The organism is Lysinibacillus sphaericus (assembly GCF_002982115.1).
Classification (GTDB): domain Bacteria; phylum Bacillota; class Bacilli; order Bacillales_A; family Planococcaceae; genus Lysinibacillus; species Lysinibacillus sphaericus.
Genome location: NZ_CP019980.1, coordinates 70001 through 95973, shown reverse-complemented (window position 1 = coordinate 95973; position 25973 = coordinate 70001). Strand labels below are relative to the sequence as shown.

The following is a 25973-nucleotide window of genomic DNA, read 5'->3' as shown; positions in this document are numbered from 1 at the left end:
TTGTAGCTCGAAGAATTAGAATGGAAGATCGTCTTCTGATACTTCAATCGGTCCCTTGCTATTCGCAAATGGATCTTCGTCTACTCGTGTATAGTTCGGCTGATTCATTGGTGGTTGATTTTGCTGATAAGAAGCACCGCCGCCAAATGAACCTTGCTGAGGCATCGCGCCACCATACTGTTGTTGTGGTTGTCCACCGCCATATGACGGCTGGCTATTAGCGTAAGATTGTCCGCCGTATTGGTTCGATGCAGGAGCACCTCCACCACTACGAGGCTCTAAAAACTGTACGCTATCTGCCACAACATCAGTTGTATATACACGCTTACCATCTTGTCCTTCATAGCTACCTGTTTGGATACGACCTTCTACTCCAATCAAACTTCCTTTTTTCATGAAGTTCGCTAAGTTTTCAGCCTGTTTACGCCAAGCAACGCAGCTAATGAAATCTGCTTCTTTTTCACCTTGTTGGTTTGAGAATGTACGATTCACAGCTACTGTAAATCGAGTAGACGCAATACCATTCGGTGTGTAGCGCAGCTCAGGGTCTTTTGTTAGTCTTCCAACTAATACGACACGATTTATCATCAGAATGCAACCTCCTTTTCAGCATTTTGTTTAAAATTATTTTGCTTCTTCGCGAACTGCAATGTGACGAATGATATCTTCGCTGATGTTAGCAAGACGTGTGTATTCGTTGATTGCTTCTGAAGGAGCGTTTACTTTCACGATTTGGTAGTAACCTTCGCGGAAGTCTTGGATCTCGTAAGCTAAGCGGCGTTTGCCCCACTCTTTTGCTTCGATGACTTCAGCACCGTTAGAAGTTAAGATTTCGTTGAAACGTTCAACTAAAGCTTTCTTCGCTTCGTCTTCAATGTTTGGACGTACGATGTACATTAATTCGTATTTTCTCATCTGTTTACACCTCCTTATGGACTCAGGCTCTCCTGTTTGCAGGGAGCAAGGAGTAAGTAATAAATATTACTCACATCAATGAATTGTAACACATTGGCATCTGTCTTTCAAGTCGCAATCAAATAATTCATTCGATATAATGAAGATTACTAATTTCATGAAGGAGGACTTCTATGTTACCCGATCAAAAACCCGAAGTAATTGAATTAGATATTAAGAAACTAATGATGGATAGTGTTGTTATTACTAGTGGCCTCGCTATTTTATTTATTGCCATACAATTTATATGTATGAAGGAGTTTCAAATTTCGGTTTGGCAAATGCTAAGTGGATTTATCCTTTTTGTCGTACTTTATATCGTGCTTATCATATTGCATGAAGCCTTTCATTTAATTGGCTTTATGCTCTTTGGTGGCGTGCCTTTTAAATCGCTAAAATACGGTATTAACTTAGAGCTTGGGGTAGCCTATGCAACGACCGACAAACCTCTCCCTAATTATGCAATGAAAAAGGCGTTGTTATTGCCATTTTGGACAACTGGTATTGTTCCAACCATTGCTGGCTTTTACTTTAACAGTACCATCTTACTACTTGCAGGTGCCTTTTTAATTGGCGGAGCAGTCGGAGATTTCGCCATGTATAAGGAATTACGCAAATATCCTAAACATGCTCTTGTAGAGGACGATCCTCAGTTACCAAAGCTGTATGTTTATCCTCCACAGAAAACGGATAAGTAATGGCTATCTTCTAGGAGCATAAGTTATTATGGTGTTAAAAATCCATGTTGTGCAGCTGTACATAAATTTCGCCAAATGCGGTTAATCGTTGCTGTTTCAATAATAGCGTCCATTCCGAGACTGCGAATAATACTATTAGCAATGTCCACACAGTCAGCTGCACTTTCTTTGCTCATTTCCGTAAACTGTTGGTATTCTTGCTCTGTCAGTTCAATTCCCTGTTTATGTTTTTGCCAATAGATTGTCAACATTGCGTAAAAATGTTCTTCAATCTGTCTAAAACGCTTTAGTTGTTGCATATAAAGAAACTGCAATGCGCCAATACGTTCTGTGCGATGGGATTCTTTATTTTTTCGTTCAATGACAGTTGCAGCCTCCTCTAAGAAATTCTCCGTAATGCCCAGACAAACACTTAAAAAAGAAGCCTCTGCAAAAGTGCCAAACGGAAAACGATAGACTGCATTATCATAATTATTTTTACAAATACCTAATTGGAATGTTTGATCGAATGGTATCCATATATCTTGTACTCGGATTGTATGACTTGCTGTTGCTTTTAGACCCATTGCTTGCCAATCATTGATAATTTCTACTTGCTCCCGGCTCACCGCGCAACTAATGATTTTATCTGTCAGCATACCATCTTCTTTAATAAAGCAATTCATGGTAAATGTTGTTGCATAGTCAGCACCACTACAATACTTCCACTGCCCTGTTACCGAATAACCGCTGTCCATTTTTACGGCTGTACCTGTAGGGTAGCCGCTCCCTGCTATTACTGCATCGCTTGGTGAAAAAATCTCTTCAGCTATTTCTTGCTTAAACGTTGGCACAAACATATTTCCGCCTGTTCCTATTGTCACAAGCCAGCCAAAGTTTCCATCGATAGCAGACATGCGCTGAAATACTTTTATTCCTTCGAGTAAGTCTAAATCTTTACCACCTAACTCTTTTGCAATAAATAATTTAAACAATCGTTGCTCATAAATAATTTCTAATATATCTTGTGGTAACTTTCCTGACTGTTCGATTTCTAAAGCCCGCTTTTTTATTTCTACTATGTTCATAATATCCCCCTTTAGAAATTGAAAATTCTGATATCTATATAACCAAAAATAGGCTATCCCAAACATGAAAAGATTCGCTAGGAGATAGCCTATTATGTTTTTATGAATATAAACTACATTCTGTTTGTATTTCATGAGAATTGCTTACATTCATAATGGCAATTTTAAATTACACGTTAAAGCGGAATAACATGATATCGCCGTCTTGTACAATATATTCTTTACCTTCAAGACGTACTTTCCCCGCTTCTTTCGCAGCAGCTTGTGAGCCTGCTTCTACTAAATCATCGAAAGCAACTGTTTCTGCACGAATAAATCCACGCTCAAAGTCTGTATGAATAATACCAGCACATTGTGGTGCTTTCATGCCTTTACGGAATGTCCATGCACGTACTTCTTGGACTCCAGCTGTGAAGTATGTGGCAAGACCTAGTAAATCATATGAAGTACGGATTAGTTGGTCTAAACCTGATTCTTTAATGCCTAGTTCTTCTAAGAACATCGCTTTTTCTTCATCGTCAAGCTCAGAAATTTCTTCTTCAATTTTTGCACAAATTGTAATGACTTGTGCACCTTCAGCTGATGCATATTCACGTACCTTTTGAACATATTCATTATTATCTGCATCTGCCACTTCGTCTTCTGAAACATTGGCAACATAAAGCATTGGTTTAATCGTTAATAGGTGAAGACCTTTAATCACTTTTAGTTCGTCCTCTGAAAGTTCAGCAGCACGAGCAGGTCGTCCGTTTTCTAATTCAGCTTTGATTTTTAGAAGAATCGGTTCTTCCACCATCGCTTCTTTATCTTTTTGTTTTGCCATTTTGCTTACGCGTTGTAAACGTTTATCCACTGATTCTAAATCAGCAAGTGCTAGCTCTAAATTAATTACTTCAATGTCATCAATTGGATCTACCGCACCTGACACGTGTGTAATATTTTCATCTACAAAGCAACGTACTACTTGGCAGATTGCATCTACTTCACGGATATGTGCAAGGAATTTGTTTCCTAAGCCTTCTCCTTTAGAAGCGCCTTTTACGATACCTGCAATATCAGTAAATTCAAATGCTGTTGGCACAGTCTTTTTTGGTATTACTAACTCTGTTAGTTTGTCTAAACGTGCATCAGGTACTTCAACAATACCTACGTTTGGATCGATTGTTGCGAATGGATAGTTGGCAGCCAAAGCGCCCGCTTTTGTAATTGCGTTAAATAATGTTGATTTTCCAACGTTAGGTAAACCAACGATTCCAGCTGTTAATGCCATAAATGGACACAACCTTTCTATAATCAGTTCAATTTTGTTTCTGTTAAACCACAGTATTATGACACTTTAACGCCTAATCCGTAATGAAGGAGACCGACACAAGCAATTACACCCTACGTCATTTTGTCCAGATTTTTCTTTCGAGCTTCCTTGTCAAAAAGTTTCTCTATAAATCTGTCCATTCGCTGGGGCAATTCACTTGAAGCAATCGGGATTGAAATCCCCCATGAATTTAAGTGCATAGTTGGTATTCCCCACCTAAGGGCAGGGAACTTCTGTTGAAGCAAGTTAAAGTTTTCTTTATAACCCTATCTATTATATTGATTCGCCCATAAAAAGTCTAATACACAAAAAGCTAGACTTCACTTGCACGCTTTATGATTTTCTTCATTTTTTTCTCAAATTCTCGACGCGGAATCATCACACTGTGCTGACACCCTTCACATTTAATGCGCACATCTGCACCCATTCGAATAATTTTCCACTCATTTGTACCACATGGATGTTGTTTTTTCATTTCGACAATATCATTTAGATCAAATTTTTTTGCTTCCATATTATTCACTTCTCCCATCATCTTTTCCACTTCCACCATATAACATCATTTTAGGATACGCCATAGGAATATCATGTTCCTCAAATAATTGCGTCACATCACGGCGAATTGTTCGAGCTACGCCATATTGTTGTTGTGGTAATGTTTCAGCGGCAATGCGAATCGTTACTTCTGTTCCCTTTACATTTTGGACACCTAAAAAGGTAGGTACTGCCACAAGCTCTTTATGCATATCAGGTAGTGTTTCTAAATACTTTTTAATAAGCCCTTCTGCTTTTTCGAAATTTGCATCGGTTGTCATTTGTAAATCTATAAAAATTTTCGAGTTATTGATAGAGTAGTTAATAACCTCGCCAATTGCACCATTTGGAATAATAAATTGCTCCCCAGTAGCACCATTAATCTTTGTTGTACGTAATCCTATTTCTACAACCGTTCCTTCCGCTGCATTTATTTTAATATAATCCCCTACACCGAACTGGTCTTCAAAAATAATAAAGAACCCTGTAATCACGTCCTTTACTAAACTTTGCGCACCAAACCCGATAGCTAAACCGACGATTCCCGCCCCTGCAAGTAAGCCAGCTACCTTAATGTTCAGTGAAGAAAGAATAGCTATAATTGCCGAAAAATAGACAACATACGAAATAACACTTTGTAATAATCTTGCAATTGTTCGTTGTCGGCGTTCTGAATGATTTAATGGTGAGCGCATTCGTATTAAAAATGCTTTTTTAATAAATTTTTTACCTAATCGAACAGCTAACCACGATGCAATAAGGATTAATGTAATTTCAATCGTTGCATCGATAACCTGATCCCAAAAGGCCTCCGACGTCAGTTGATCCCATTTTTTCTGCATTACTCTTGTGTTAAATTCCATTATTACCACCTCTTGAATAACTTGTTAAAAATTTGCGTATACTGCATAAAAATTGAGCACTTCTTACAAATAAAAATGAAAGTGAGTTTTTTTATGAATACTATTCCAAATTTAGTACTGCCCTATTCGCTTCATCACGAAAGTAAAAATGCTGTTTGGCAATTGAGTACATTATTTTTAGAGTATATTCCTTTTCATCATGAACGTCTTATTTTTTGTTGTATCGGAAGTGATCGTTGTACTGGGGATACATTAGGGCCATTAACAGGTAGTTTTTTGAAAAAGTCTGTTAGTTTCCCTTATGAAGTTGTAGGAACTTTAGAAAATCCATTGCATGCCCTCAACTTAGATTCAACCATACAGCAGTTACACCATCATACTACGAAACCTTTTATTATTGCGATTGATGCATGTCTAGGTAGTGAACAAAACGTTGGACATATTGCAGTACAGAACGGGCCAATATTGCCTGGGAAAGCAGTAAAAAAAGAATTGCCCCCAATTGGTGACATTTCCGTTAAAGGAATCGTCAATATTGGAGGCTTTATGGAAATGCTCGTGTTACAAAATACGCGACTGCATATCTCTTATGCTATGGCTGAAAAGCTTTCAAGAGCTTTACTGCTTGCTGCGCATCGCTACTCATTGAAAAGGATAGATGATGGCAACCATGATGCCGACAACGACAATACCCGGCAACAAGTTAGCAGCCTTGATCTTTGTTAGGCCTGCTATATTTAACCCTATTGCTAAAATCATAACACCACCTACTGATGTCATTTCTGTAATGAACATCTGTAGGGCGTCATCTGGGATATATACACTGATGACGCCTGCAAAAATGGCAATTACCGCTTGGTATACAAATACTGGAACGGCTGATAATAATACGCCAATACCTAAAGTAGAAGCTAAAATAATCGATGTAAAACCATCAATAATACCTTTTGTTATTAGGACATTATGATCCTGTCGTAGCCCGCTATCAAGTGCGCCTATAATCGCCATGGAACCAACAACAAATATTAATGATGCAGTTACAAAGCCTTCTGCAATATTAATTTGATTGTCATTCGTACGTCTTTTACTAAAAAGTGATTCAATCCACTGACCAAGTCGATTCATTTGCTTATCTAAATCTAGCCATTCTCCTATCACAGTTCCTACTACTAAACTTACCACTAATATAATAAAATTATTACTCTCGAAGCCCATTTTGATTCCTAAAAGTGCAACGGATAAGCCAATAATCGATAATACAGAAGCTTTCATCGACTCAGGAATATTTTTAAAAATGCGCCCCACCAATGCACCGACTATAATCAACAGTGCATTAATTAATGCTCCTAAAATTACCACAAAAAGGCCTTCCTTCTCTCTAGAAAAATAGAGAGCGCCTAGTATATTGGCGCTCTAATTACATTAGTGGACTATAAATCATCTTCTTGAATGTTTAATATTTCCAAAATACGTTCCAAATCATCTTCTGAGTAAAATTCAATTTCAATTTTACCTTTGTTATTTGTCTTTTTAATTTGAACGTTTGTACCAAAATAATCCCGTAATTGCGATTCTTTCGCTACAACAAAAATATCCTTCTTCTTCGGTTGCGATGTTTCACGTGAAACTTCTTCATTTAAACTTTGCACCAAAATTTCTACCTGACGCACATTCAAGCCTTGTTTAATAATCTTGCGTGCAACTTCTGGGATTCTTCTTTTATTTTTTAATCCAAGTAAGGCACGTCCTTGTCCCATTGATAATATACCTTCATTCATCAACGCGCGAATTTCCTCTGGCAAAGCTAATAAACGAACGTGATTCGCAATATGCGGTCTACTCTTACCTAAGCGTTTAGATAACTCCTCCTGTGTTAGATGTAAGTTTTCCATTAGACTTTGGTATGCTTCTGCCTCTTCAATAACTGTTAAATCTTCACGTTGTAAATTTTCTAAAATAGCAAGCTCCATCATTTGTGAGTCCGTCAGTTCTTTAACAATCGCTGGCAGTAATTCTAGGCCTGCTAACTGTGCCGCTCTATAACGACGTTCTCCTGCTACAATTTCATATTTCTGTCCTTTTTTCCGTACAGCAATTGGTTGTAAAATACCGTGTTCCTGAATTGAATCAGCTAATTCTTGTAATGTTTCTTCATCGAATATTTTACGAGGCTGAAATGGATTTGCGACTATTAGCTTTAGTTGTAGTTCTTCTACTTTTTCACTTTGTTCTAACGATTCTCCTGGAAATAGAGCACCAATACCTTTTCCTAAACCTTTAGCCATTTTTTATCACTTCCCTCGCCATCTCTAAATAAACTTCAGCACCTCTTGATTTTGCATCATAAATAATAATAGGCTGTCCATGACTTGGAGCCTCACTTAATCGTACATTACGAGGAATAATCGTTTTATATACTTTATCTTGAAAATATTTTTTCACTTCATCAATTACTTGTAACCCTAAATTGGTTCTTGCATCAAGCATTGTTAATAATACGCCATCAATATATAACTGCTGATTCAAATGCTTTTGCACTAAACGCACAGTCGATAATAATTGACTTAACCCTTCTAATGCATAATATTCACATTGCACAGGAATTATCAGTGCATCAGACGCGGTTAATGCATTAATTGTTAGTAGCCCTAATGATGGTGGGCAATCAATAATAATATAGTCATAGTCTTCTTTAATGTCTTGAAGTGCATGCTTTAAGCGTACTTCACGAGAAATCGTTGAAACTAATTCAATCTCTGCTCCCGCTAAAGAAATGGTTGCAGGGACGATATATAGATTTTCAACATTTGTTTGTTGGACGACATTTTCAACGTTTTCGTCATCGATTAGTACATCATAAATACAACTTTGTATTTCCCCTTTATTAATGCCCAGTCCACTTGTTGTATTGCCCTGTGGATCTGTATCAATCAATAGCACTTTTTTTCCTAAATATGCTAGACAAGCGCTTAAATTGACCGATGTTGTTGTTTTACCTACGCCACCCTTTTGATTGGCGATTGCTATAATTCTACCCATTTAAAAGCACCTGCTTTCATCTATCAAAGTTTGCTTTGACAAATCCATTTGTAAAATCATTGTTCAATACCGTTATCTTACTTATCATTCTATCAAAAAAACTCAACAGAGTTGTATAAAATATTAAGAATATATACAAAAAAGGAGGCATCTTAGATTTATTTCTAAGATCCTCCCCTGTATTCCACATATAAAACCGTACAAATTACTTTTTTAATATAATTAAATTAAGATTTCTTCTTTTTAGGTATTTTTACTGTAATTTGATAGTATTCTTCTGTATCTTCTTCTTCTGTCTTAACCGTTATACCACTTTTTGTCACCATTGATAGTGATTGTTTAATCGTATTTAGGGCTATGCGGACATCCTTACTTATTGCTTTTCTTTTCGGCTTCACTTTTTTAGGAATGGCTTCTTCTTGATCCACCGCTTCTGGATGTAATAATGCATGGATGTGCTCTTCTAATTGGCGAACATTCCAATCATGCTCAATCGCTTGATGCAAAACTTCTAATTGTAATGTTTGATCTTTAATAGCAATTAGTGCACGTGCATGTCTTTCAGAAATTTGACGCTTTAATATAGCTTGCTGCACTTCTTCAGGAAGCTTTAATAGACGTAATTTATTGGCTACCGTGGATTGTCCTTTTCCTAGTCGTTGGGCAAGAGCTTCTTGTGTTAGCTCATGAAGCTCTAATAATTTTTGGTAGGCCACTGCCTCTTCAATTGCCGTTAACTCTTCACGTTGAAGGTTTTCAATTAATGCAATTGATGCTGTTTCCTTATCCGTTAAATTCCGTACAATCGCAGGAACTTCTGTCCATTGCAGCTTTTTCATTGCGCGGTAACGACGCTCACCGGCGATGATTTCATATTGATTGTTTGCTGTGCTACGTACAACAATTGGTTGAATCACACCATGGGTATGAATGGTTCTAGATAATTCTTCAATTTTTTCGTCATCAAAAATAGTACGTGGCTGAAAACGGTTTGGTACGATTTGATCGATTGGAAGCTTAATGACCTCTTCTGTTGCACGAACCGCCTCTGCTTGTTCTACTTCATTTTCCACAATAGGCTCTGCTTTATTTCCGCCTCCAAAAAAACGTGAAAAAGGACTTTTCATCCAAGTGGCACCACCTTTAAGTAACTATCTTGCTCTGTCTCATTCTATTATTATTTATTATATTTCCTAAAATGTATATAGTTCATAGATGTCATTTGCGTGAACCATCCATAACTAGTATGTATGCTCAAACTAGAGAAAATATTTTTCCAGTTTGAGAAGTTTCACATGAAACACTAATTATTGAATAGGTGTTTTATTTGGTACACCAGGCTTACGCGGATATTTTTTTGGCGTTCCTTTTATTTTATCAAAAACATATAAAGTACGTTCACTTTCTTCAACAGGTAAAGTAAAAGAAAATTCTTCTTTTAATGTCACACCTAAAGTGACCAATGCTTTTTTTGCATCTTTTAATTCTTCTGGACCTGCCGCAGCCTTTAACGCAACAAAGTAACCACCCTGTTTTGCTAGTGGTACACATAATTCTGATAGTACAGACAAGCGAGCTACTGCACGGGCTGTTACAACATCAAATTGTTCACGATATTTAATATTTTGACCAAATTCTTCTGCACGGGCATGGACAAAATGCATATGATCTAACTGTAATTCTTCACTTAAATGATTTAAAAATGTAATGCGTTTATTTAAAGAATCTACAATTGTTACTTGTAAATGTGGGAAGCAGATTTTAATTGGAATACTAGGAAAACCAGCTCCAGCTCCTACATCACAAACGGTTGTTACCTGTGTAAAATCAAAATAAAATGAGGCACTAATAGAATCATAGAAATGTTTTAGATAGACACCTTCAAAATCTGTGATTGCTGTTAGGTTCATCTTTTCATTCCACTCGACAAGCAGTTCAAAATACTTTTTGAACTGTGCTAGTTGCTTGTCAGAAAGTTCTATCCCCTTGTCCTTCAATGCCTCAATAAATTGTTGTTCGTTCATGTAAGGTCTCCTTTAAAAAATGGCTCAATATTTGTTTGGTCGCACATAACAAAACGTTGAAGGATAACATAGCCTTAAAAATAGGAAGCGGGCACAATGGTATGCCCGCCTCTTATTCACTTTGTTGTTGCGCTATTATTCGCCACTTACACGTGCGATTTTCCCTTGTTCAATGTAAACAAGTAGAATCGAAATATCTGCAGGATTTACCCCTGAAATTCGAGACGCCTGTGCAATGGAAAGCGGAATTACTTGTTTTAATTTTTGTCGTGCTTCTGTTGCAAGACCTGAAATGGCATCATAATCAATGTTCTCTGGAATTTTTTTATTTTCCATTTTATGAAGCTTTTCAACTTGTTGCAATGCTTTTTCAATATAACCTTCATATTTTAGCTGAATTTCAATTTGTTCTTTTACTTCATCAGAAAATTCAATTTCAGCTGGTATTAACGAAGACACTAAATCATAATGCATTTCCGTACGTTTTAATAAATCGGCGCCACGTATACCATCTTTCAGTTCACTACCACCTACAGAGCGAATGGCAGCTTGTGTTGTTTCATTTGGTTTAATGATTACTTCACGAAGGCGTGCAATTTCATTTTCAATTAACGCTTTTTTCTCCATGAATTGTTCATAACGTTGCTGTGATATCATGCCCATTTTATATGCACGTTCAACTAAACGTAAATCGGCATTGTCATGGCGAAGTAGTAAACGATATTCAGCACGAGATGTTAGGAGACGATATGGCTCATTTGTACCTTTTGTTACTAAATCGTCGATTAATACACCGATGTAAGCTTCTGAACGACTTAAAATCAGTTCTTCTTTACCAAGAACATTGGCAGCAGCGTTCATCCCCGCCATCAAACCTTGAGCAGCTGCTTCTTCATAACCAGATGTTCCGTTAATTTGACCGGCTGTATATAAACCTTTAATGCGTTTTGTTTCCAATGTTGGCCATAATTGTGTTGGAACGATAGCATCGTATTCGATTGCGTAACCAGCACGCATCATTTCAGCTTGTTCTAATCCTGGAATGGATTTTAACAAACGATGTTGCACATGTTCAGGTAAGCTTGTCGATAAACCTTGGACGTACACTTCTCTTGTATTGCGACCTTCTGGTTCTAAGAAAATTTGGTGGCGTGGCTTATCATTAAATCGTACGACTTTATCTTCGATTGAAGGACAATAGCGCGGGCCTGTTCCTTTAATCATACCTGAGTACATCGGTGAAAGATGTAAATTTGCCTCAATAATTTCATGTGTTTGAGGGCTTGTATATGTTAGCCAACATGGCAGTTGGTCCATGATAAATTCAGTTGTTTCAAAGCTAAATGCACGTGGTACATCATCGCCTGGTTGTATTTCTGTTTTTGAATAATCAATTGTACGGCTATTGACACGAGGTGGTGTACCTGTTTTGAAGCGTACAAGGTCAAAACCTAATTCTTTTAAATTGTCCGCTAAGCGAATGGATGGCTGTTGATTATTAGGACCACTTGAATATTTCATGTCTCCGATAATAATTTCACCACGAAGGAATGTACCCGTTGTTACAACTACTGCTTTGGCACGATAAATTGCGCCAATTTGTGTAATAACGCCTTTTACTTCACCATCTTCTATAATAAGCTCTTCTACCATTGCTTGATGAATTGTTAAATTTTCATTTTCTTCTAACTCACGTTTCATTTCGTGTTGGTAGAGTACTTTGTCCGCTTGGGCGCGTAGTGCACGTACAGCTGGACCTTTCCCTGTATTTAACATACGCATTTGAATATGCGTTTTATCTATAACTTTCCCCATTAACCCACCTAGTGCGTCAATTTCACGAACGACAATCCCTTTTGCAGGGCCACCGATCGATGGGTTACATGGCATAAATGCAATCATATCTAAGTTGATTGTTAGCATGAGTGTGTTGGCACCCATTTTAGCAGCAGCATAGGCAGCTTCTGAACCTGCATGTCCTGCCCCTATAACAATCACATCAAACGTGCCTGCCTCATATTGTGTTGGCATGCTCGTATCTTCCCTTCTCTAGTAGAATTATTTCCCTAAACAGAACTGTGAAAATAGTTGATTGATAAGGCTTTCTTGCACCGTATCTCCAATAATTTCACCAAGTATCTCCCACGTTCTTGTTACATCTATTTGCACCATATCAACAGGTACACCAGCCTGTGCTGCAGCTAGTGCGTCCTCTACCGTCGCTTGCGCTTGGTGGAGTAATGCAATATGACGTGCATTCGATACATATGTTAAATCGCCCGCTTCAATTTGACCCTCGAAGAATAATGCAGCTATTGCTTCCTCTAACTCTGCTATTCCCTCTTCCTGTAAAAGAGAAGTTGTCACAATACGATGACTACCTGCTAATGCTTTTACACGGGCTAAATCAATTTTTTGCGGTAAATCGGTTTTATTGACAATGACGATATAATCCATCGCCTCAATTGTTTCGAATAGACGTTCATCCTCAATCGTTAATTCATCCGCATAATTTAGTACGAATAAAATTAAGTCTGCGCTACGTAACGCCTCACGAGAACGTTCAACGCCAATTCGCTCCACAATATCTTCTGTTTCACGAATGCCGGCTGTATCGACTAAACGAAGTGGTACCCCACGTACATTTACGTACTCTTCTATAATATCACGAGTTGTACCTGCAATATCTGTCACAATTGCTTTATTTTCTTGCACTAAACTATTTAAAAGTGAAGATTTCCCTACATTTGGTCGTCCTAAAATAACCGTCGATAAGCCTTCACGTAAAATTTTGCCCTGAGAGGATGTTTGTAAAAGTTTAATGATTTCATTCCGTACCCATGTACATTTTTCAAGTAATACGGGCACTGTCATTTCTTCTACATCATCATACTCTGGATAATCTATATTAACCTCTACTTGCGCTAAAGTCTCTAGCAATGCTTGGCGCAAATCTCCAATAAGGCGAGATAATTTCCCATCCATTTGACCAAGTGCGACATTCATCGCACGATCTGTCTTCGCTCGAATTAAATCCATTACTGCTTCGGCCTGTGATAAATCAATACGCCCATTTAAAAACGCACGTTTTGTAAATTCACCTGGCTCTGCCAATCTTGCCCCATTTGTTAATACTAATTTTAATACGCGATTAACTGAAACGAGTCCTCCATGGCAGTTGATCTCTATTACATCCTCACGCGTGAACGTTTTTGGTCCTCGCATTAACGATAGCATTACTTCTTCTACTACCTCGTTTGTTTTAGGATCGACTAAGTGTCCATAATGAATTGTATGTGAAGCCTGCTTCTTTAAACTTTTTCCACCAGGCGATTTAAAAATCTTATCTGCAATAGCTACTGCTTCATCACCACTTAAGCGAACTATGGCAATAGCGCCTTCACCCATCGGTGTGGATATCGCAGCAATTGTATCGAACTCCATTTTATTACCTCCTTAACGTTATCCACATGTGGATAAATAAAACCGATCAACACTTTCTAACATCTTAGACTAACATATTTTCGATAAAATCTAAAGTAAGGATCATTTCCATTTGTGGATAAATAAAAATTTACTTACCCTTCATCATTTTCGCTTTAAACGTTCAATATCCGACATTTTACGACTGGTCACATTGCTTCATAATCTTCCTGTTTTTCAGACAGTAAAAAACGGTCACTTTATCATAACGATAAAATGACCGGTCTTTTTAGCATATGTCTGTATGCCTTTACGTAAAGAAAGTCTAAGCGTTCTTTACTGGTTCAATAACTAAATAGCGGTTTGGTTCTGTGCCTTCTGAATATGTTTCTATATCCAGACGATTCGCTAATTGATTATGAATAATTTTTCTTTCGTATGATTGCATCGGTTCAAATGCCACACGTTGATTTAACCGAAGTGCCTTGTCAGCCATACGATCCGCCAGTTGCTCTAAGGCTTGTTGTCGACGTTCACGATAGTTTTCTACGTCTAATTTCACCATTAAGAATTGTTTAGCGGTTTTATTTAAAACGAGTTGTGTTAATTGTTGTAAAGAATTTAACGTTTGACCGCGTTTCCCTATAAGTAATGCAGCCTTCTCACTTTTCAATTGAAACAGCACATATTTACCTTCACGGGCCGTTTCAATGTCAAGATCTTGAATTCCCAATTGCTCCGCTATACTTACTATATAAGCTTTTGCTTCTTCAATTGGATTTACAGTGTTATCTTCTTCCTCTTTAATGGCTTGTTGAACAGCTTCGATGTCCATTGGTTGTTCCGAAACTTGTGAACTTAATTTTGCAACGTCATCCACTACTTTTTGTTCGTTCAATTGTTCTTTAGCCGTTTCGTCTTGCTCAGCTACTTTTACTATTTCTGTAGTTGGACGAGCTTGTATTTCTTTTACAGTCACACGTACTTCTGCAGAACGTGCTCCAAAACCTAAAAATCCTTTTTTACCTTCTTGTAAAACTTCAACATCTACTTGTTCACGGGTTTTGCCAAGTTTCTGTAACGCCAATGAGATCGCTTCTTGTGTTGTTGCGCCTATTTGCGTAAGTTGTTTCACTTTTTAGCCCCTCCATTTTGAGCAGGTTGTGTTTTGTTGTTTTGCCAAGGTTTATAAATATACAGGTTTTGAAGAATCGAGATAATGTTCCCGATTACCCAATAAAGTGATAATGCAGCTGGTAATGCCATACCAAAACCGATGATCATGAATGGCATAATGTAAATCATAATTTTCATCTGAGGGTTGTCCATTGCTGGGCCCGTACGTAATACGAAAAATTGCATAATACCAGCGATAATTGCTAAAGCTGGCGCAGGGTCTGCTAATGGGAAGATAAAGAAATTTCCTAAATCAAAAGCAGCTGTAGCGTTCATTCGACTAATTGCGTGATAAAAACCAATTAAAATTGGCATTTGAATGATTACTGGTAAACATCCAGCAACTGGGTTTACACCGGACTCACTCATCAGCTTCATCATTTCTTGCTGATACTGTTTCTGTGTTTGTGCATCCTTAGAAGCATACTTCTTCTGCAATTCCTTCAATTTTGGCTGAATTTCTTGCATTTTTTTCGAGCTCTTTGTTTGTTTAATCATCAATGGAAGAATTGCTAAACGAATAATAATTGTTACTGCAATAATCCCCCATGCATACGTACCAAGTAAATCAGCAAAATATTTTATCGCTGATACTAACGGCCAAACAATGAATTCATTCCAGAAGCCTTGGCTATCTTTGGATATTGGATCGTTAAATTCTGTACACCCAGATAGTAGTAATGCTACTGATACTAGCGACAAAATTACCCAAAGTTGTTTTTTCAACCGTCTTCCCCCTACAAATACTATTCACTTTTCTAAAATCTATATGCATTGTCTCTATTCAATTTTATTTTTTCAACTGAATAAAGTTATCAGTTATTTTATCATGCAAATTAGCTTTCACTCTACTAAATATGCCAATTAAAATGTGCTCATGCAGTAAAGGGACTATCTACATTTACATAAGTTATTGTAGAACCTTTTAAAAGTGTACTTTATCGCCACTTTGGTTGCTGAATGTCTTACGATTTCTTCAATACTCTAGCAATTCGTAGTACATGCTGCAAACTTTGTTTCACTTCATGAAAATCCATAGTGGCCGCCGGATGTCTGGCGATAATAACATAGTCCATATTCGTCTTTAATTCATCTTTTAACTCATGAATACTTTGTCGAATATAACGTTTAATTTGGTTGCGTGTTACCGCATTCCCAAGCTTCTTACTAACAGATAACCCTACACGAAATTCTGTTTGTCCCTCTTTCGGCAAAAAATAAACGACAAACTGACGATTCGCGAAAGATTTCCCCTTTTTAAACACCTTTTGAAAATCCTCATTCTTTTTCACTCGTTGGCGTTTTTTCATTACTTTCACCTGCTACTGAATTATTCTTTTGATCCTTAACGGCTTCAAAAAATAAAGAAAAAAAAGACCACTGATGTGGCTCAGTGGACTTATTTTATGCTGATAAAACTTTTCTTCCTTTACGACGACGAGCAGCAAGAACTTTGCGACCGTTTTTCGTGCTCATACGTGCGCGGAAACCGTGAACTTTGCTGTGCTTACGTTTCTTTGGTTGGTAAGTACGTTTCATTGTATATAGACACCTCCTGAATGAAAGTTGAATTTTTCAACATACAGACCTGCATATTATATAAAGTAATTAGCTATTTTGTCAATGTATTTTATAAATTTCTTTCAAATCGCCAATTCTATGTTTCCCTTTTCTCTCTTTTAAATTATCCACAGAATACTTGTTTTTTTTACACAGACTTGTGTATAGTATTTTTTGCATTATTTTTTATCCACAACTGTTATCTACAGCTTTTTCACATAAGCAGTGCTTGTGGACAACTTGAAAGTGAGTAAATCAAAGTTATGTGGATAAGTTTCATAAACTATTGAAATAGCTTTGTTTTTCTGATACGATTACTGTGCTTCACTTTGTTGAAAACTAAAACGAACTAATCTTTTATCCACAACTGTTGATATGCTGTGGATAATTTTTATCACAGCCTTTGGTTAAGTATTATCCACAACTTGTGATTTTGTGGATTAGTCGTAAAATGAACGTATTTACTTATCACATAAATGCACTATATTTTTTTATTGCTGTATATGTATTGAACTGTAAAGGAGAATAGCAGCTTGGAACATTTAGAAGAATTATGGAATAATGTCCTGGCTCAAGTTGAACAAAAAATTTCTAAACCAAGCTTCGAAACGTGGCTAAAGTCTACTAAATTACTTTCTTACAATGGAAGTGGTTCAACCGTGACAATAGCGGCGCCAAATTCGTTTGCTCGAGACTGGCTTGAAAATCATTATATTCATTTGATTACAGGTATATTAACGGAGCTAACAGGCGAAGACTTGCTTATTAAATTTGTTGTTCAAAAAAACCAGGATTCGGACGATTTTGACTTACCAGCGCCGATTATCCAAGCAAAAAATAACGACCATCATGATATTTCACCAGGGATGTTAAATCCGAAATATACATTTGATACGTTTGTTATTGGCTCTGGAAACCGCTTCGCACATGCTGCATCGTTAGCTGTTGCTGAAGCCCCTGCAAAGGCTTATAACCCATTCTTTATATATGGGGGCGTAGGGCTTGGCAAAACGCATTTAATGCACGCAATTGGCCATTATGTGTTAGAACATAATCCAAACGCAAAAGTCGTGTACTTATCATCAGAAAAGTTTACAAATGAATTTATTAACTCTATTCGCGATAATAAAGCACTCGATTTTCGCAACAAATATCGTAATGTAGATGTGCTGCTAATTGATGATATTCAATTCCTTGCTGGAAAAGAATCGACTCAAGAAGAATTTTTCCATACTTTTAACACATTACACGAGGAATCAAAACAAATTGTCATATCAAGTGACCGTCCACCTAAGGAAATACCTACTTTAGAGGATCGCTTACGTTCTCGATTTGAGTGGGGGCTAATTACTGATATAGCTCCACCTGATTTAGAAACTCGTATCGCTATTCTACGAAAAAAAGCAAAAGCGGACGGTTTGGATGTACCAAACGAAGTAATGCTCTATATTGCGAACCAGATTGACTCCAATATCCGGGAGCTTGAAGGTGCGCTTATTCGTGTCGTAGCTTACTCTTCGTTAGTGAACAAGGATATTACAGCTACATTAGCCGCTGAAGCATTAAAAGATATCATTCCTAATGCAAAACCTAGAACTGTGACAATTTTAGATATTCAAAACGCAGTAGGAGAGCACTTTAATATTCGTTTAGAAGATTTTTCAGCTAAAAAACGAACTAAGCTAATCGCCTTTCCTCGACAAATTGCGATGTTTTTATCACGCGAATTAACAGATTTCTCGCTGCCGAAAATTGGCGAAGAGTTTGGTGGTCGTGACCATACTACTGTTATCCATGCGCATGAAAAAATATCTTCTTTGTTGAAAAATGACGTTCAACTGCAACAAGATATTAAACAAATTCGTAGCATGCTAGGGAAATAAACTTGTGGACAACTCTAATTTTTAAACACAAACTTATACACAGTCTATCTACATGTGGATAGACTGATTTTATTCACCTAGAAGCACTTATCCACAAATCCACAGGACCTATTACTATATCTTTTTATATTTAATAAATAAATAATATAAATATGTGAGGGAAAACAAATGAAATTTGATATTTTACGTGACCGTTTACTAGAAGGTTTAAATGATGTCATGAAAGCCGTAAGTTCTAAAACAACAATTCCGATATTAACGGGGATTAAAATTGATGTAACAAACGAAGGAATTCGTCTAACTGGTAGTGATGCAGATATTACAATTCAAACATTTATCCCAGTAGAAGAAGATGGGCAACAAATTATTCACATTGCGGAAACGGGTTCAATCGTTGTACAAGCACGTATGTTCAATGAAATTGTTCGTAAATTGCCGACAAACGAGGTTGAAATTCAAGTAACGACAGGTTTCCAAACGCATATTCGTTCAGGAAAATCAGAATTCCATTTAATTGGCTCTGATGCTGCTGAATATCCTTTATTACCTGAATTAACAGAGGATCAAAAATTTACTATTCCTGCAGACTTACTAAAATCAATTATCCGTGAAACAGTATTCGCAGTGGCGACTTCTGAAAGCAGACCCGTGTTGACAGGTGTAAACTGGCAGATTAAAAACGAAACATTAATCTGTGTTGCAACAGATAGCCACCGTTTAGCAAGACGTAAAGTACAGTTAGAAGATTTACCTGAAGTTGAACATAGTGTAGTTATTCCTGGTAAAAGTTTAAATGAGTTAAATAAGGTGTTAGAAGATTCTACAAATCTTGTCCAAATTGTTATTACAAGTCAGCAAGTATTATTTAAAACAGGAGATGTATTATTCTTCTCTCGTTTACTTGAAGGGAACTACCCAGATACATCACGTTTAATTCCAGAAGAATATCAAACAAATGTAACGATTAACGGTAAAGCTTTATTACAAGCAATTGATCGTGCATCACTTGTCGCACGAGGAGATCGTAATAATGTCGTGCGCTTCGAAATATTAGATAGTCAAGCGGTTGAAGTTTCATCGAATTCTCCAGAGATAGGTAAAGTACAAGAAGAAATACCTGTGGAAGCATTAGAAGGGGATAACTTAAAAATTTCCTTTAGCGCTAAATACATGATGGAAGCATTGAAAGCAATTGATGGTCAAGATGTGGTTATTCAATTTACTGGTGCGATGAGACCATTTATTTTACGCTCTGTTCATGATGATGCAATTCTGCAACTAATTTTACCAGTGCGCACATATTAATCGTAATATTTTCTATTAGTTGTATTATATAGAATAAATTGGATTTTAAGTTATGTTCACTTGCTTTGATAAACTTTGGGATAGTCGCTCGTTGCGGCTATCTTTTTTTACTTATGAAGCATTTTTAGGTATGATAGAGAGATAGACATTCTGTATTTGGAGGGTAACACAGCTATGAAAGACATTGAAATCGATGTAGAGTTTGTCACGTTAGGGCAACTTTTAAAAATGACTGATGCGATTAGCTCAGGCGGTATGGCAAAATGGTTTTTACACGAAAATGATGTTTACGTAAATGGCGAGGTAGATGATCGCCGTGGTCGCAAATTACGTAACGGAGATGTTGTAAATATTCCTGGATGTGGCCGGTTCCGAATTGTTGGGCCCACTGGACAATAAATTATGCATATTGAGCAGTTAAAACTTACAAATTACCGCAACTATGATGCGTTAACGTTAAAATTCTCTCCAAAAATAAATGTATTTATTGGTGAAAATGCCCAAGGAAAAACAAATGTGATGGAATCCATTTACGTATTAGCGATGGCTAAATCACATCGCACGACGAACGATAAAGAATTGATACGTTGGGATTCAGACTATGGTAAAATAGAAGGGGCCGTTCAAAAAAGGCACGGTATTTTACCAATAGAGCTTACCATTACGAAAAAGGGCAAAAAGGGTAAAATTAATCATATTGAACAAAGTCGTCTTAGTCATTATATTGGTCAAATGAATGTGGTTATGTTTGCGCCAGAAGATTTAAATGTTGTTAAAGGGAGCCCGCAAATACGACGACGTTTTATTGATATGGAGATTGGGCAAATTTCGCCCGTCTACTTACATGATTTATTAACCTTTCAAAAGATTTTAAAACAACGCAATCATTATTTGAAAATGAATCAGGGTAAGATAATGACAAACGACGTGATGTATGATGTTTATAATGAGCAGTATATTCACGCAGCTACCCAAATTATTCGAAAAAGATTTCAATTTATGGATTTATTACAAGAGTGGGCAGAGCCGATTCATGCAGGAATTTCACAAGGTAAGGAAACTTTAATGATTAAATACCGCACAGTAGCAGGTATTGATAAAGGACAGACTGCTAGTGAAATGGAAGATCTCTTACTGAAAAAGTTAGTAGAGGCAAAGAATCGTGAATTTGAGCGTGGTGTCACGATGGTTGGACCACATCGAGATGATTTACAATTTTTAGTGAATGGCTATGATGTGCAAACATATGGCTCACAAGGGCAACAACGAACAACTGCTCTGTCATTAAAGCTCGCCGAAATTGAGTTAATTAAACAAGAAACAAATGAAACACCCATTCTACTTTTAGACGATGTATTGTCGGAACTCGATGATTATCGCCAATCGCATTTATTAAATACCATTCAAGGTGAAGTCCAAACCTTTGTAACGACTACAAGTGTTGATGGAATTCATCATGAGACGATGGAACATGCTCAGCTGTTCCACGTGAAACAAGGTGCGATTGAAGAAAGTTAGCCAGGGAGTTTTTTAGATTATAAAAGAATGGTAATAGTCAGCTCGGTTGACTGTTCATTCATTTACACACAATGATGTTATGAAGGAGTAGATGGAAGCCGTGGCTATAGAAAACGAAGGTTTACAAGATCAAGCGTATGAAGCCGATCAAATACAGGTATTAGAAGGTTTAGAAGCGGTTCGAAAAAGACCGGGGATGTATATCGGTTCAACAAGCTCTAAAGGACTTCACCATTTAGTATGGGAAATTGTTGATAATAGTATAGATGAAGCACTTGCAGGTTTTTGTACTGATATCTCAGTTACGATTGAAAAAGACAATTGGATTCGTGTAGAAGATAATGGTCGAGGAATTCCTGTCAGTATTCAAGAAAAGATGGGTAAACCAGCTGTCGAAGTCATTATGACAGTGCTCCATGCCGGTGGTAAATTCGGCGGTGGGGGCTATAAAGTATCAGGCGGTCTTCATGGTGTAGGGGCATCAGTAGTAAATGCTTTGTCAGTTGAGACAATTGTTCAAGTTCATCGCGAGGGACAAATCCACGAAATAAAATTTGAACGTGGTCAAACAACACAGGCATTAACTGTTATTGGTGAAACCGATCATAACGGAACAACTACTCGTTTCAAAGCAGATCCTGAAATTTTCAAAGAAACAACAGAATATGAATTCGATATTTTAGCACATCGTATTCGCGAATTAGCCTATTTGAATCGTGGTATTCGAATTACAATTGCAGATGAGCGTGAAGATGAGATACGTTCCACTACATATCATTATGAAGGTGGTATTCGTTCTTATGTAGAGCACTTGAACAAGTCTAAAGAGCCTATCCATGAGCCAATTGATGTTCTTGGCGAAAAGGACGGTATTTCTATTGAAATCGCCATGCAATATAATGCTGGTTTTTCATCGAATATTTTCTCGTTCGCAAATAACATCAATACGTATGAAGGTGGTACACATGAGTCAGGCTTTAAAACAGCACTTACGCGTGTTATCAATGATTACGCGCGTAAAAATGGCTTATTAAAAGAAGCTGATACGAACCTTACAGGTGAAGATGTTCGCGAAGGGTTAACGGCTATTATATCTATTAAGCACCCTGATCCTCAATTTGAGGGACAAACGAAAACAAAGCTTGGTAACTCCGAAGTAAGCCAAATTACGAATGCGTTATTTTCAGATGGTTTTGAACGTTTCATGTTAGAAAATCCAACTGTAGCGCGAAAAATTATCGATAAAGGTTTAATGGCAGCTCGGGCACGTGTGGCAGCCAAAAAGGCACGCGAATTTACACGCCGCAAATCAGCGCTTGAAGTATCAAGCTTACCGGGTAAACTTGCTGACTGTTCTTCTACAAACCCAGCTGAATGTGAAATTTACATTGTAGAGGGTGACTCTGCCGGTGGTTCGGCGAAATCTGGACGTGACCGTCACTTCCAAGCAATTTTACCTTTACGTGGTAAAATTTTAAACGTGGAAAAAGCACGATTAGATAAAATATTATCCAATGCTGAAATTCGAGCAATGATTACAGCCTTCGGTACTGGTATTGGGGAAGAATTTAATTTAGAAAAAGCGCGTTATCATAAAATTATTATAATGACCGATGCCGATGTAGATGGAGCACATATCCGTACATTATTGTTAACATTCTTCTTCCGTTTCTTACGACCTTTAGTAGATGCTGGTTATATTTATATTGCACAGCCACCACTTTATCAAGTGAAGCAAGGGAAGCATGTTGAATATTGCTATGATGATATTGCGCTACAAGAGATTTTAGAGCGACTGCCAAACATGCCTAAGCCTGTAGTTCAACGCTACAAAGGTCTTGGTGAAATGAATGCGGAGCAACTGTGGGATACAACAATGGATCCAGAGCACCGCACATTATTACAAGTGGAATTAGATGATGCAATTAAAGCGAACGAAGCATTCGAACGCTTAATGGGCGATGAAGTAGAACCTCGTCGTCAATTTATCGAAGAAAATGCGGTATACGCTAATTTAGATATTTAATTTTTCTTGAGGGGAGGTCTACACTTTGTCAGAACAAGAACGCTCCGGTGTTAAAGGAGTTAATATAACAGAAGAAATCGAAACATCCTTCCTCGATTATGCAATGAGTGTAATCGTTTCGCGTGCATTACCAGATGTACGCGATGGATTAAAGCCAGTTCATCGTCGTATTTTATACGGCATGCAAGAGTTAGGAAATACAGCAGATAAAGCGTACAAAAAATCAGCACGTATCGTTGGGGATGTAATGGGTAAGTACCATCCACATGGTGACTCTTCAATTTACGATGCCATGGTACGTATGGCACAAGATTTTAGTTATCGTTACATGCTTGTTGATGGTCACGGAAACTTTGGTTCTGTTGATGGCGACGGAGCAGCTGCGATGCGTTATACAGAATCGCGTATGTCTCGTATTGCAATGGAAATGCTTCGAGATATTAATAAAAACACAATTGACTATACTGATAACTATGATGGCTCTGAAAAAGAACCGGTCGTTTTACCAAGTCGCTATCCAAACTTATTAGTAAATGGAGCGGCAGGAATTGCGGTTGGTATGGCAACAAACATTCCTCCGCATAATCTAGGGGAAACGATTGATGGAGTGTTAGCACTATCTGAAAATCCTGCAATTACTACGGAAGAATTGATGGAAATTATTCCAGGACCGGATTTCCCAACTGGTGGATTGATTTTAGGACGCAGTGGTATTCGCCGTGCCTATGAAACAGGCCGTGGTTCCATTATTATTCGAGCTAAAGTAGAAATCGAACAAAAGTCAAACGGTAAAGAAACAATTCTTATTCATGAATTACCTTACCAAGTAAATAAGGCAAAATTAATTGAAAAGATTGCTGAGCTAGTTCGCGATAAAAAAATCGATGGCATTACCAATCTACGAGATGAATCTGACCGCCGTGGTATGCGTGTAGTTATTGAAATACGAAAAGATGCCAATGCAAATGTCGTGTTAAATAATCTTTATAAGCAAACAGCGATGCAATCAAGCTTTGGTGTTAATATGCTGTCTTTAGTAAATGGACAGCCAAAAGTAATGGGCATTAAAGAGATGCTGTATCATTATTTAGAGCATCAAAAAGTCATCATTCGCCGCCGTACTGAATTTGATTTAAAGAAAGCAGAAGACCGTGCTCATATTTTAGAGGGTTTACGAATTGCCCTAGATCATATTGATGAAATTATTGCGATTATCCGCGGTTCTCGTAGTGGTGAGGAAGCTAAACCGCAATTAATGGAACGGTTTAATTTATCTGAACGTCAAGCCCAAGCAATTTTAGATATGCGTTTAGTACGTTTAAGTGGCTTAGAACGAGAAAAAATTGAAGCAGAATATCAAGAGTTACAAGTGCTAATTGCTGAATTAAAAGCAATCTTAGCCGATGAAGCTAAAATTGTTGAGATTATTCGCACTGAAATATTAGAACTGAAAGAGCGCTTCAATGATGCCCGTCGTACAGAGATTACATCTGGCGGTATGGAAATGATTGAGGATGAGGATTTAATTCCTGTAGAAAATTCAGTTGTTACGTTAACGCATAATGGCTATATTAAGCGCTTAGCTGCCAATACATATCGCAGTCAAAAGCGCGGTGGTCGTGGTGTACAAGGAATGGGAACTAATGAGGATGACTTCGTCGAGCACCTTATGAATACATCTACGCACGATACTATATTATTCTTCACGTCTAAGGGGAAAGTATTCCGTGCTAAAGGTTACGAAATTCCGGAGTACGGTCGCACGGCGAAAGGTTTACCAATCGTTAACTTACTGAATATCGATAAAGGTGAGAAAGTTACGGCAATGATTCGTGTTGATTCATTTGACAAGGATGCTTACTTTATCTTTACAACGAAAACAGGTATTTCAAAACGTACACCTGTATCTCAATTTGCAAATATCCGTACGAATGGCTTAATTGCTATTAGTTTACGAGAAGATGATGATTTAATTGCTGTTCGTTTAACGGATGGTATGAAGCAAGTGATTATCGGAACGCGTGACGGTATGCTTGTTCGTTTCCAAGAGGATGATATCCGTTCAATGGGACGTACAGCAGGTGGGGTACGTGGTATTAAGCTACGAGAAGGCGATGAAGTAGTTGGTATGGAAATCGTCGAACCTGGACAAGAAATTTTAGTCGTTACCGAAAAAGGCTATGGTAAGCGTACAACTGAAGAGGAGTATCGTTTACAAAGTCGTGGTGGCGTTGGTTTAAAAACAATTCAAATTACCGATAAAAATGGTCCTATGGTGGCTGTTAAAACTGTTGATGGTTCTGAAGATTTAATGCTTATTACAATCAACGGAATGCTGATACGTATGGATGTCAATGATATTTCATTAATTGGTCGTAGTACTCAAGGTGTTCGTTTAATTCGTTTAGGGGATGACGAACTTGTTGCAACTGTTGCAAAAGTTGAAAAAGAAGACGAAGAGGCCACTGATGAAAATGAGGAAATAGAGGAATAAAAAATAACCGATGAAGACAGCGTTTGTTGCTGCTCATCGGTTTTTATTATATATCGTGAAAAATAAGTAATAATTTAGAAATTCGTGATAATATATA

The 25973-nt window shown here is 37.4% G+C and carries 25 protein-coding genes; 8 read left to right on the top strand and 17 right to left on the bottom strand.

From position 1 onward, the window contains the following. Nucleotides 1-15: 15 nt before the first annotated feature. Nucleotides 16-588, bottom strand: a complete 573-nt coding sequence (gene ssb, locus LS41612_RS00415) for a single-stranded DNA-binding protein (RefSeq protein ID WP_024364645.1) — start codon at nucleotides 586-588, stop codon at nucleotides 16-18. A gap of 36 nt (nucleotides 589-624) precedes the next feature. Next, on the bottom strand, nucleotides 625-915 hold the full coding sequence (gene rpsF, locus LS41612_RS00410; protein WP_024364644.1) for a 30S ribosomal protein S6: 291 nt from the start codon (nucleotides 913-915) through the stop codon (nucleotides 625-627). A 173-nt stretch (nucleotides 916-1088) separates the two neighbouring features. Between rpsF and LS41612_RS00405 the strand changes: the two genes are divergently transcribed. After that, a complete protein-coding gene (locus LS41612_RS00405) occupies nucleotides 1089-1652 on the top strand; it encodes a DUF3267 domain-containing protein (protein ID WP_024364643.1) in 564 nt (187 codons plus the stop codon). A 26-nt stretch (nucleotides 1653-1678) separates the two neighbouring features. Here LS41612_RS00405 and LS41612_RS00400 read toward each other — a convergent pair whose 3' ends face one another. From LS41612_RS00400 to LS41612_RS00385, 4 genes are all read right to left on the bottom strand, one after another. Continuing rightward, nucleotides 1679-2719 (bottom strand): acyl-CoA dehydrogenase family protein, encoded by a 1041-nt coding sequence (locus tag LS41612_RS00400; RefSeq protein ID WP_024364642.1) that lies wholly within the window; start codon nucleotides 2717-2719, stop codon nucleotides 1679-1681. Nucleotides 2720-2888: 169 nt separating this feature from the next. Continuing rightward, nucleotides 2889-3989: a redox-regulated ATPase YchF gene (ychF, locus tag LS41612_RS00395; protein WP_024364641.1), complete on the bottom strand. Its 1101-nt coding sequence runs from the start codon at nucleotides 3987-3989 to the stop codon at nucleotides 2889-2891. Between the two features lie 355 nt (nucleotides 3990-4344). After that, complete coding sequence (locus tag LS41612_RS00390; protein WP_024364640.1) at nucleotides 4345-4545, bottom strand: DUF951 domain-containing protein; 201 nt, start codon at nucleotides 4543-4545, stop codon at nucleotides 4345-4347. Between the two features lies 1 nt (nucleotide 4546). Then, a complete protein-coding gene (locus tag LS41612_RS00385; RefSeq protein ID WP_024364639.1) occupies nucleotides 4547-5428 on the bottom strand; it encodes a mechanosensitive ion channel family protein in 882 nt (293 codons plus the stop codon). A 93-nt stretch (nucleotides 5429-5521) separates the two neighbouring features. On the opposite strand from LS41612_RS00385, the gene yyaC reads away from it, so the two are divergent. After that, nucleotides 5522-6154 carry a spore protease YyaC gene (yyaC, locus tag LS41612_RS00380; protein WP_025220908.1) on the top strand — a complete coding sequence of 211 codons (633 nt, stop codon included), beginning with the start codon at nucleotides 5522-5524 and terminating at the stop codon, nucleotides 6152-6154. On the opposite strand, the gene LS41612_RS00375 is transcribed toward yyaC, so the two are convergent. The 11 genes from LS41612_RS00375 to rpmH all read right to left on the bottom strand — a co-directional run bounded on the left by LS41612_RS00375 (nucleotide 6071) and on the right by rpmH (nucleotide 16629). Beyond that, the gene (locus tag LS41612_RS00375; RefSeq protein WP_024364638.1) at nucleotides 6071-6787 is read right to left on the bottom strand and encodes a DUF554 domain-containing protein; all 717 of its coding nucleotides are present in this window, start codon (nucleotides 6785-6787) and stop codon (nucleotides 6071-6073) included. The two genes, yyaC and LS41612_RS00375, sit on opposite strands and share 84 nt — an antisense overlap. Before the next feature lie 71 nt (nucleotides 6788-6858). Beyond that, nucleotides 6859-7713 carry a ParB/RepB/Spo0J family partition protein gene (locus tag LS41612_RS00370; protein WP_024364637.1) on the bottom strand — a complete coding sequence of 285 codons (855 nt, stop codon included), beginning with the start codon at nucleotides 7711-7713 and terminating at the stop codon, nucleotides 6859-6861. Continuing rightward, complete coding sequence (locus tag LS41612_RS00365; RefSeq protein ID WP_024364636.1) at nucleotides 7706-8467, bottom strand: ParA family protein; 762 nt, start codon at nucleotides 8465-8467, stop codon at nucleotides 7706-7708. Before LS41612_RS00365 ends, LS41612_RS00370 begins: the two co-directional genes overlap by 8 nt. Before the next feature lie 227 nt (nucleotides 8468-8694). Further along, nucleotides 8695-9594 (bottom strand): nucleoid occlusion protein, encoded by a 900-nt coding sequence (noc, locus tag LS41612_RS00360; RefSeq protein WP_024364635.1) that lies wholly within the window; start codon nucleotides 9592-9594, stop codon nucleotides 8695-8697. A 180-nt stretch (nucleotides 9595-9774) separates the two neighbouring features. Continuing rightward, nucleotides 9775-10491, bottom strand: coding sequence for a 16S rRNA (guanine(527)-N(7))-methyltransferase RsmG (gene rsmG / locus LS41612_RS00355; protein WP_024364634.1), 717 nt, complete (start codon nucleotides 10489-10491; stop codon nucleotides 9775-9777). Nucleotides 10492-10626: 135 nt separating this feature from the next. Continuing rightward, on the bottom strand, nucleotides 10627-12522 hold the full coding sequence (gene mnmG, locus LS41612_RS00350) for a tRNA uridine-5-carboxymethylaminomethyl(34) synthesis enzyme MnmG (RefSeq protein ID WP_024364633.1): 1896 nt from the start codon (nucleotides 12520-12522) through the stop codon (nucleotides 10627-10629). 27 nt (nucleotides 12523-12549) lie between these two features. Next, entirely contained in the window at nucleotides 12550-13935 is a 1386-nt protein-coding gene (mnmE, locus tag LS41612_RS00345; RefSeq protein WP_024364632.1) for a tRNA uridine-5-carboxymethylaminomethyl(34) synthesis GTPase MnmE, read from the bottom strand. 304 nt (nucleotides 13936-14239) lie between these two features. Further along, nucleotides 14240-15049, bottom strand: coding sequence for an RNA-binding cell elongation regulator Jag/EloR (gene jag / locus LS41612_RS00340; RefSeq protein ID WP_024364631.1), 810 nt, complete (start codon nucleotides 15047-15049; stop codon nucleotides 14240-14242). Beyond that, complete coding sequence (gene yidC / locus LS41612_RS00335; protein ID WP_024364630.1) at nucleotides 15046-15816, bottom strand: membrane protein insertase YidC; 771 nt, start codon at nucleotides 15814-15816, stop codon at nucleotides 15046-15048. Before yidC ends, jag begins: the two co-directional genes overlap by 4 nt. Nucleotides 15817-16055: 239 nt before the next feature. Beyond that, on the bottom strand, nucleotides 16056-16400 hold the full coding sequence (gene rnpA / locus LS41612_RS00330; RefSeq protein ID WP_024364629.1) for a ribonuclease P protein component: 345 nt from the start codon (nucleotides 16398-16400) through the stop codon (nucleotides 16056-16058). Nucleotides 16401-16494: 94 nt separating this feature from the next. Then, the gene (gene rpmH / locus LS41612_RS00325) at nucleotides 16495-16629 is read right to left on the bottom strand and encodes a 50S ribosomal protein L34 (RefSeq protein ID WP_004233310.1); all 135 of its coding nucleotides are present in this window, start codon (nucleotides 16627-16629) and stop codon (nucleotides 16495-16497) included. 554 nt (nucleotides 16630-17183) lie between these two features. Between rpmH and dnaA the strand changes: the two genes are divergently transcribed. The 6 genes from dnaA (at nucleotide 17184) to gyrA (ending at nucleotide 25876) form a co-directional block, all read left to right on the top strand. After that, nucleotides 17184-18533: a chromosomal replication initiator protein DnaA gene (gene dnaA / locus LS41612_RS00320; protein ID WP_024364628.1), complete on the top strand. Its 1350-nt coding sequence runs from the start codon at nucleotides 17184-17186 to the stop codon at nucleotides 18531-18533. A 168-nt stretch (nucleotides 18534-18701) separates the two neighbouring features. Beyond that, nucleotides 18702-19838, top strand: a complete 1137-nt coding sequence (gene dnaN, locus LS41612_RS00315; protein ID WP_024364627.1) for a DNA polymerase III subunit beta — start codon at nucleotides 18702-18704, stop codon at nucleotides 19836-19838. Nucleotides 19839-20012: 174 nt separating this feature from the next. Then, nucleotides 20013-20237 (top strand): S4 domain-containing protein YaaA, encoded by a 225-nt coding sequence (yaaA, locus tag LS41612_RS00310; protein ID WP_024364626.1) that lies wholly within the window; start codon nucleotides 20013-20015, stop codon nucleotides 20235-20237. 3 nt (nucleotides 20238-20240) lie between these two features. Beyond that, nucleotides 20241-21356 (top strand): DNA replication/repair protein RecF, encoded by a 1116-nt coding sequence (recF, locus tag LS41612_RS00305; RefSeq protein ID WP_024364625.1) that lies wholly within the window; start codon nucleotides 20241-20243, stop codon nucleotides 21354-21356. Between the two features lie 91 nt (nucleotides 21357-21447). Beyond that, nucleotides 21448-23382 carry a DNA topoisomerase (ATP-hydrolyzing) subunit B gene (gene gyrB, locus LS41612_RS00300; protein ID WP_051147787.1) on the top strand — a complete coding sequence of 645 codons (1935 nt, stop codon included), beginning with the start codon at nucleotides 21448-21450 and terminating at the stop codon, nucleotides 23380-23382. Nucleotides 23383-23407: 25 nt separating this feature from the next. Beyond that, nucleotides 23408-25876, top strand: coding sequence for a DNA gyrase subunit A (gene gyrA, locus LS41612_RS00295; RefSeq protein ID WP_024364623.1), 2469 nt, complete (start codon nucleotides 23408-23410; stop codon nucleotides 25874-25876). Nucleotides 25877-25973 lie beyond the last annotated feature (97 nt).

Excerpts from the sequence above, each read along its gene's own strand:
- ssb (WP_024364645.1), bottom strand. The coding sequence starts at position 588 with ATGATAAATCGTGTCGTATTAGTTGGAAGACTAACAAAAGACCCTGAG.
- rpsF (WP_024364644.1), bottom strand. The coding sequence starts at position 915 with ATGAGAAAATACGAATTAATGTACATCGTACGTCCAAACATTGAAGAC.
- LS41612_RS00405 (WP_024364643.1), top strand. The coding sequence starts at position 1,089 with ATGTTACCCGATCAAAAACCCGAAGTAATTGAATTAGATATTAAGAAA.
- LS41612_RS00400 (WP_024364642.1), bottom strand. The coding sequence starts at position 2,719 with ATGAACATAGTAGAAATAAAAAAGCGGGCTTTAGAAATCGAACAGTCA.
- ychF (WP_024364641.1), bottom strand. The coding sequence starts at position 3,989 with ATGGCATTAACAGCTGGAATCGTTGGTTTACCTAACGTTGGAAAATCA.
- LS41612_RS00390 (WP_024364640.1), bottom strand. The coding sequence starts at position 4,545 with ATGGAAGCAAAAAAATTTGATCTAAATGATATTGTCGAAATGAAAAAA.
- LS41612_RS00385 (WP_024364639.1), bottom strand. The coding sequence starts at position 5,428 with ATGGAATTTAACACAAGAGTAATGCAGAAAAAATGGGATCAACTGACG.
- yyaC (WP_025220908.1), top strand. The coding sequence starts at position 5,522 with ATGAATACTATTCCAAATTTAGTACTGCCCTATTCGCTTCATCACGAA.
- LS41612_RS00370 (WP_024364637.1), bottom strand. The coding sequence starts at position 7,713 with ATGGCTAAAGGTTTAGGAAAAGGTATTGGTGCTCTATTTCCAGGAGAA.
- LS41612_RS00365 (WP_024364636.1), bottom strand. The coding sequence starts at position 8,467 with ATGGGTAGAATTATAGCAATCGCCAATCAAAAGGGTGGCGTAGGTAAA.
- noc (WP_024364635.1), bottom strand. The coding sequence starts at position 9,594 with ATGAAAAGTCCTTTTTCACGTTTTTTTGGAGGCGGAAATAAAGCAGAG.
- rsmG (WP_024364634.1), bottom strand. The coding sequence starts at position 10,491 with ATGAACGAACAACAATTTATTGAGGCATTGAAGGACAAGGGGATAGAA.
- mnmG (WP_024364633.1), bottom strand. The coding sequence starts at position 12,522 with ATGCCAACACAATATGAGGCAGGCACGTTTGATGTGATTGTTATAGGG.
- mnmE (WP_024364632.1), bottom strand. The coding sequence starts at position 13,935 with ATGGAGTTCGATACAATTGCTGCGATATCCACACCGATGGGTGAAGGC.
- rnpA (WP_024364629.1), bottom strand. The coding sequence starts at position 16,400 with ATGAAAAAACGCCAACGAGTGAAAAAGAATGAGGATTTTCAAAAGGTG.
- rpmH (WP_004233310.1), bottom strand. The coding sequence starts at position 16,629 with ATGAAACGTACTTACCAACCAAAGAAACGTAAGCACAGCAAAGTTCAC.
- dnaN (WP_024364627.1), top strand. The coding sequence starts at position 18,702 with ATGAAATTTGATATTTTACGTGACCGTTTACTAGAAGGTTTAAATGAT.
- yaaA (WP_024364626.1), top strand. The coding sequence starts at position 20,013 with ATGAAAGACATTGAAATCGATGTAGAGTTTGTCACGTTAGGGCAACTT.
- recF (WP_024364625.1), top strand. The coding sequence starts at position 20,241 with ATGCATATTGAGCAGTTAAAACTTACAAATTACCGCAACTATGATGCG.
- gyrB (WP_051147787.1), top strand. The coding sequence starts at position 21,448 with ATGGAAGCCGTGGCTATAGAAAACGAAGGTTTACAAGATCAAGCGTAT.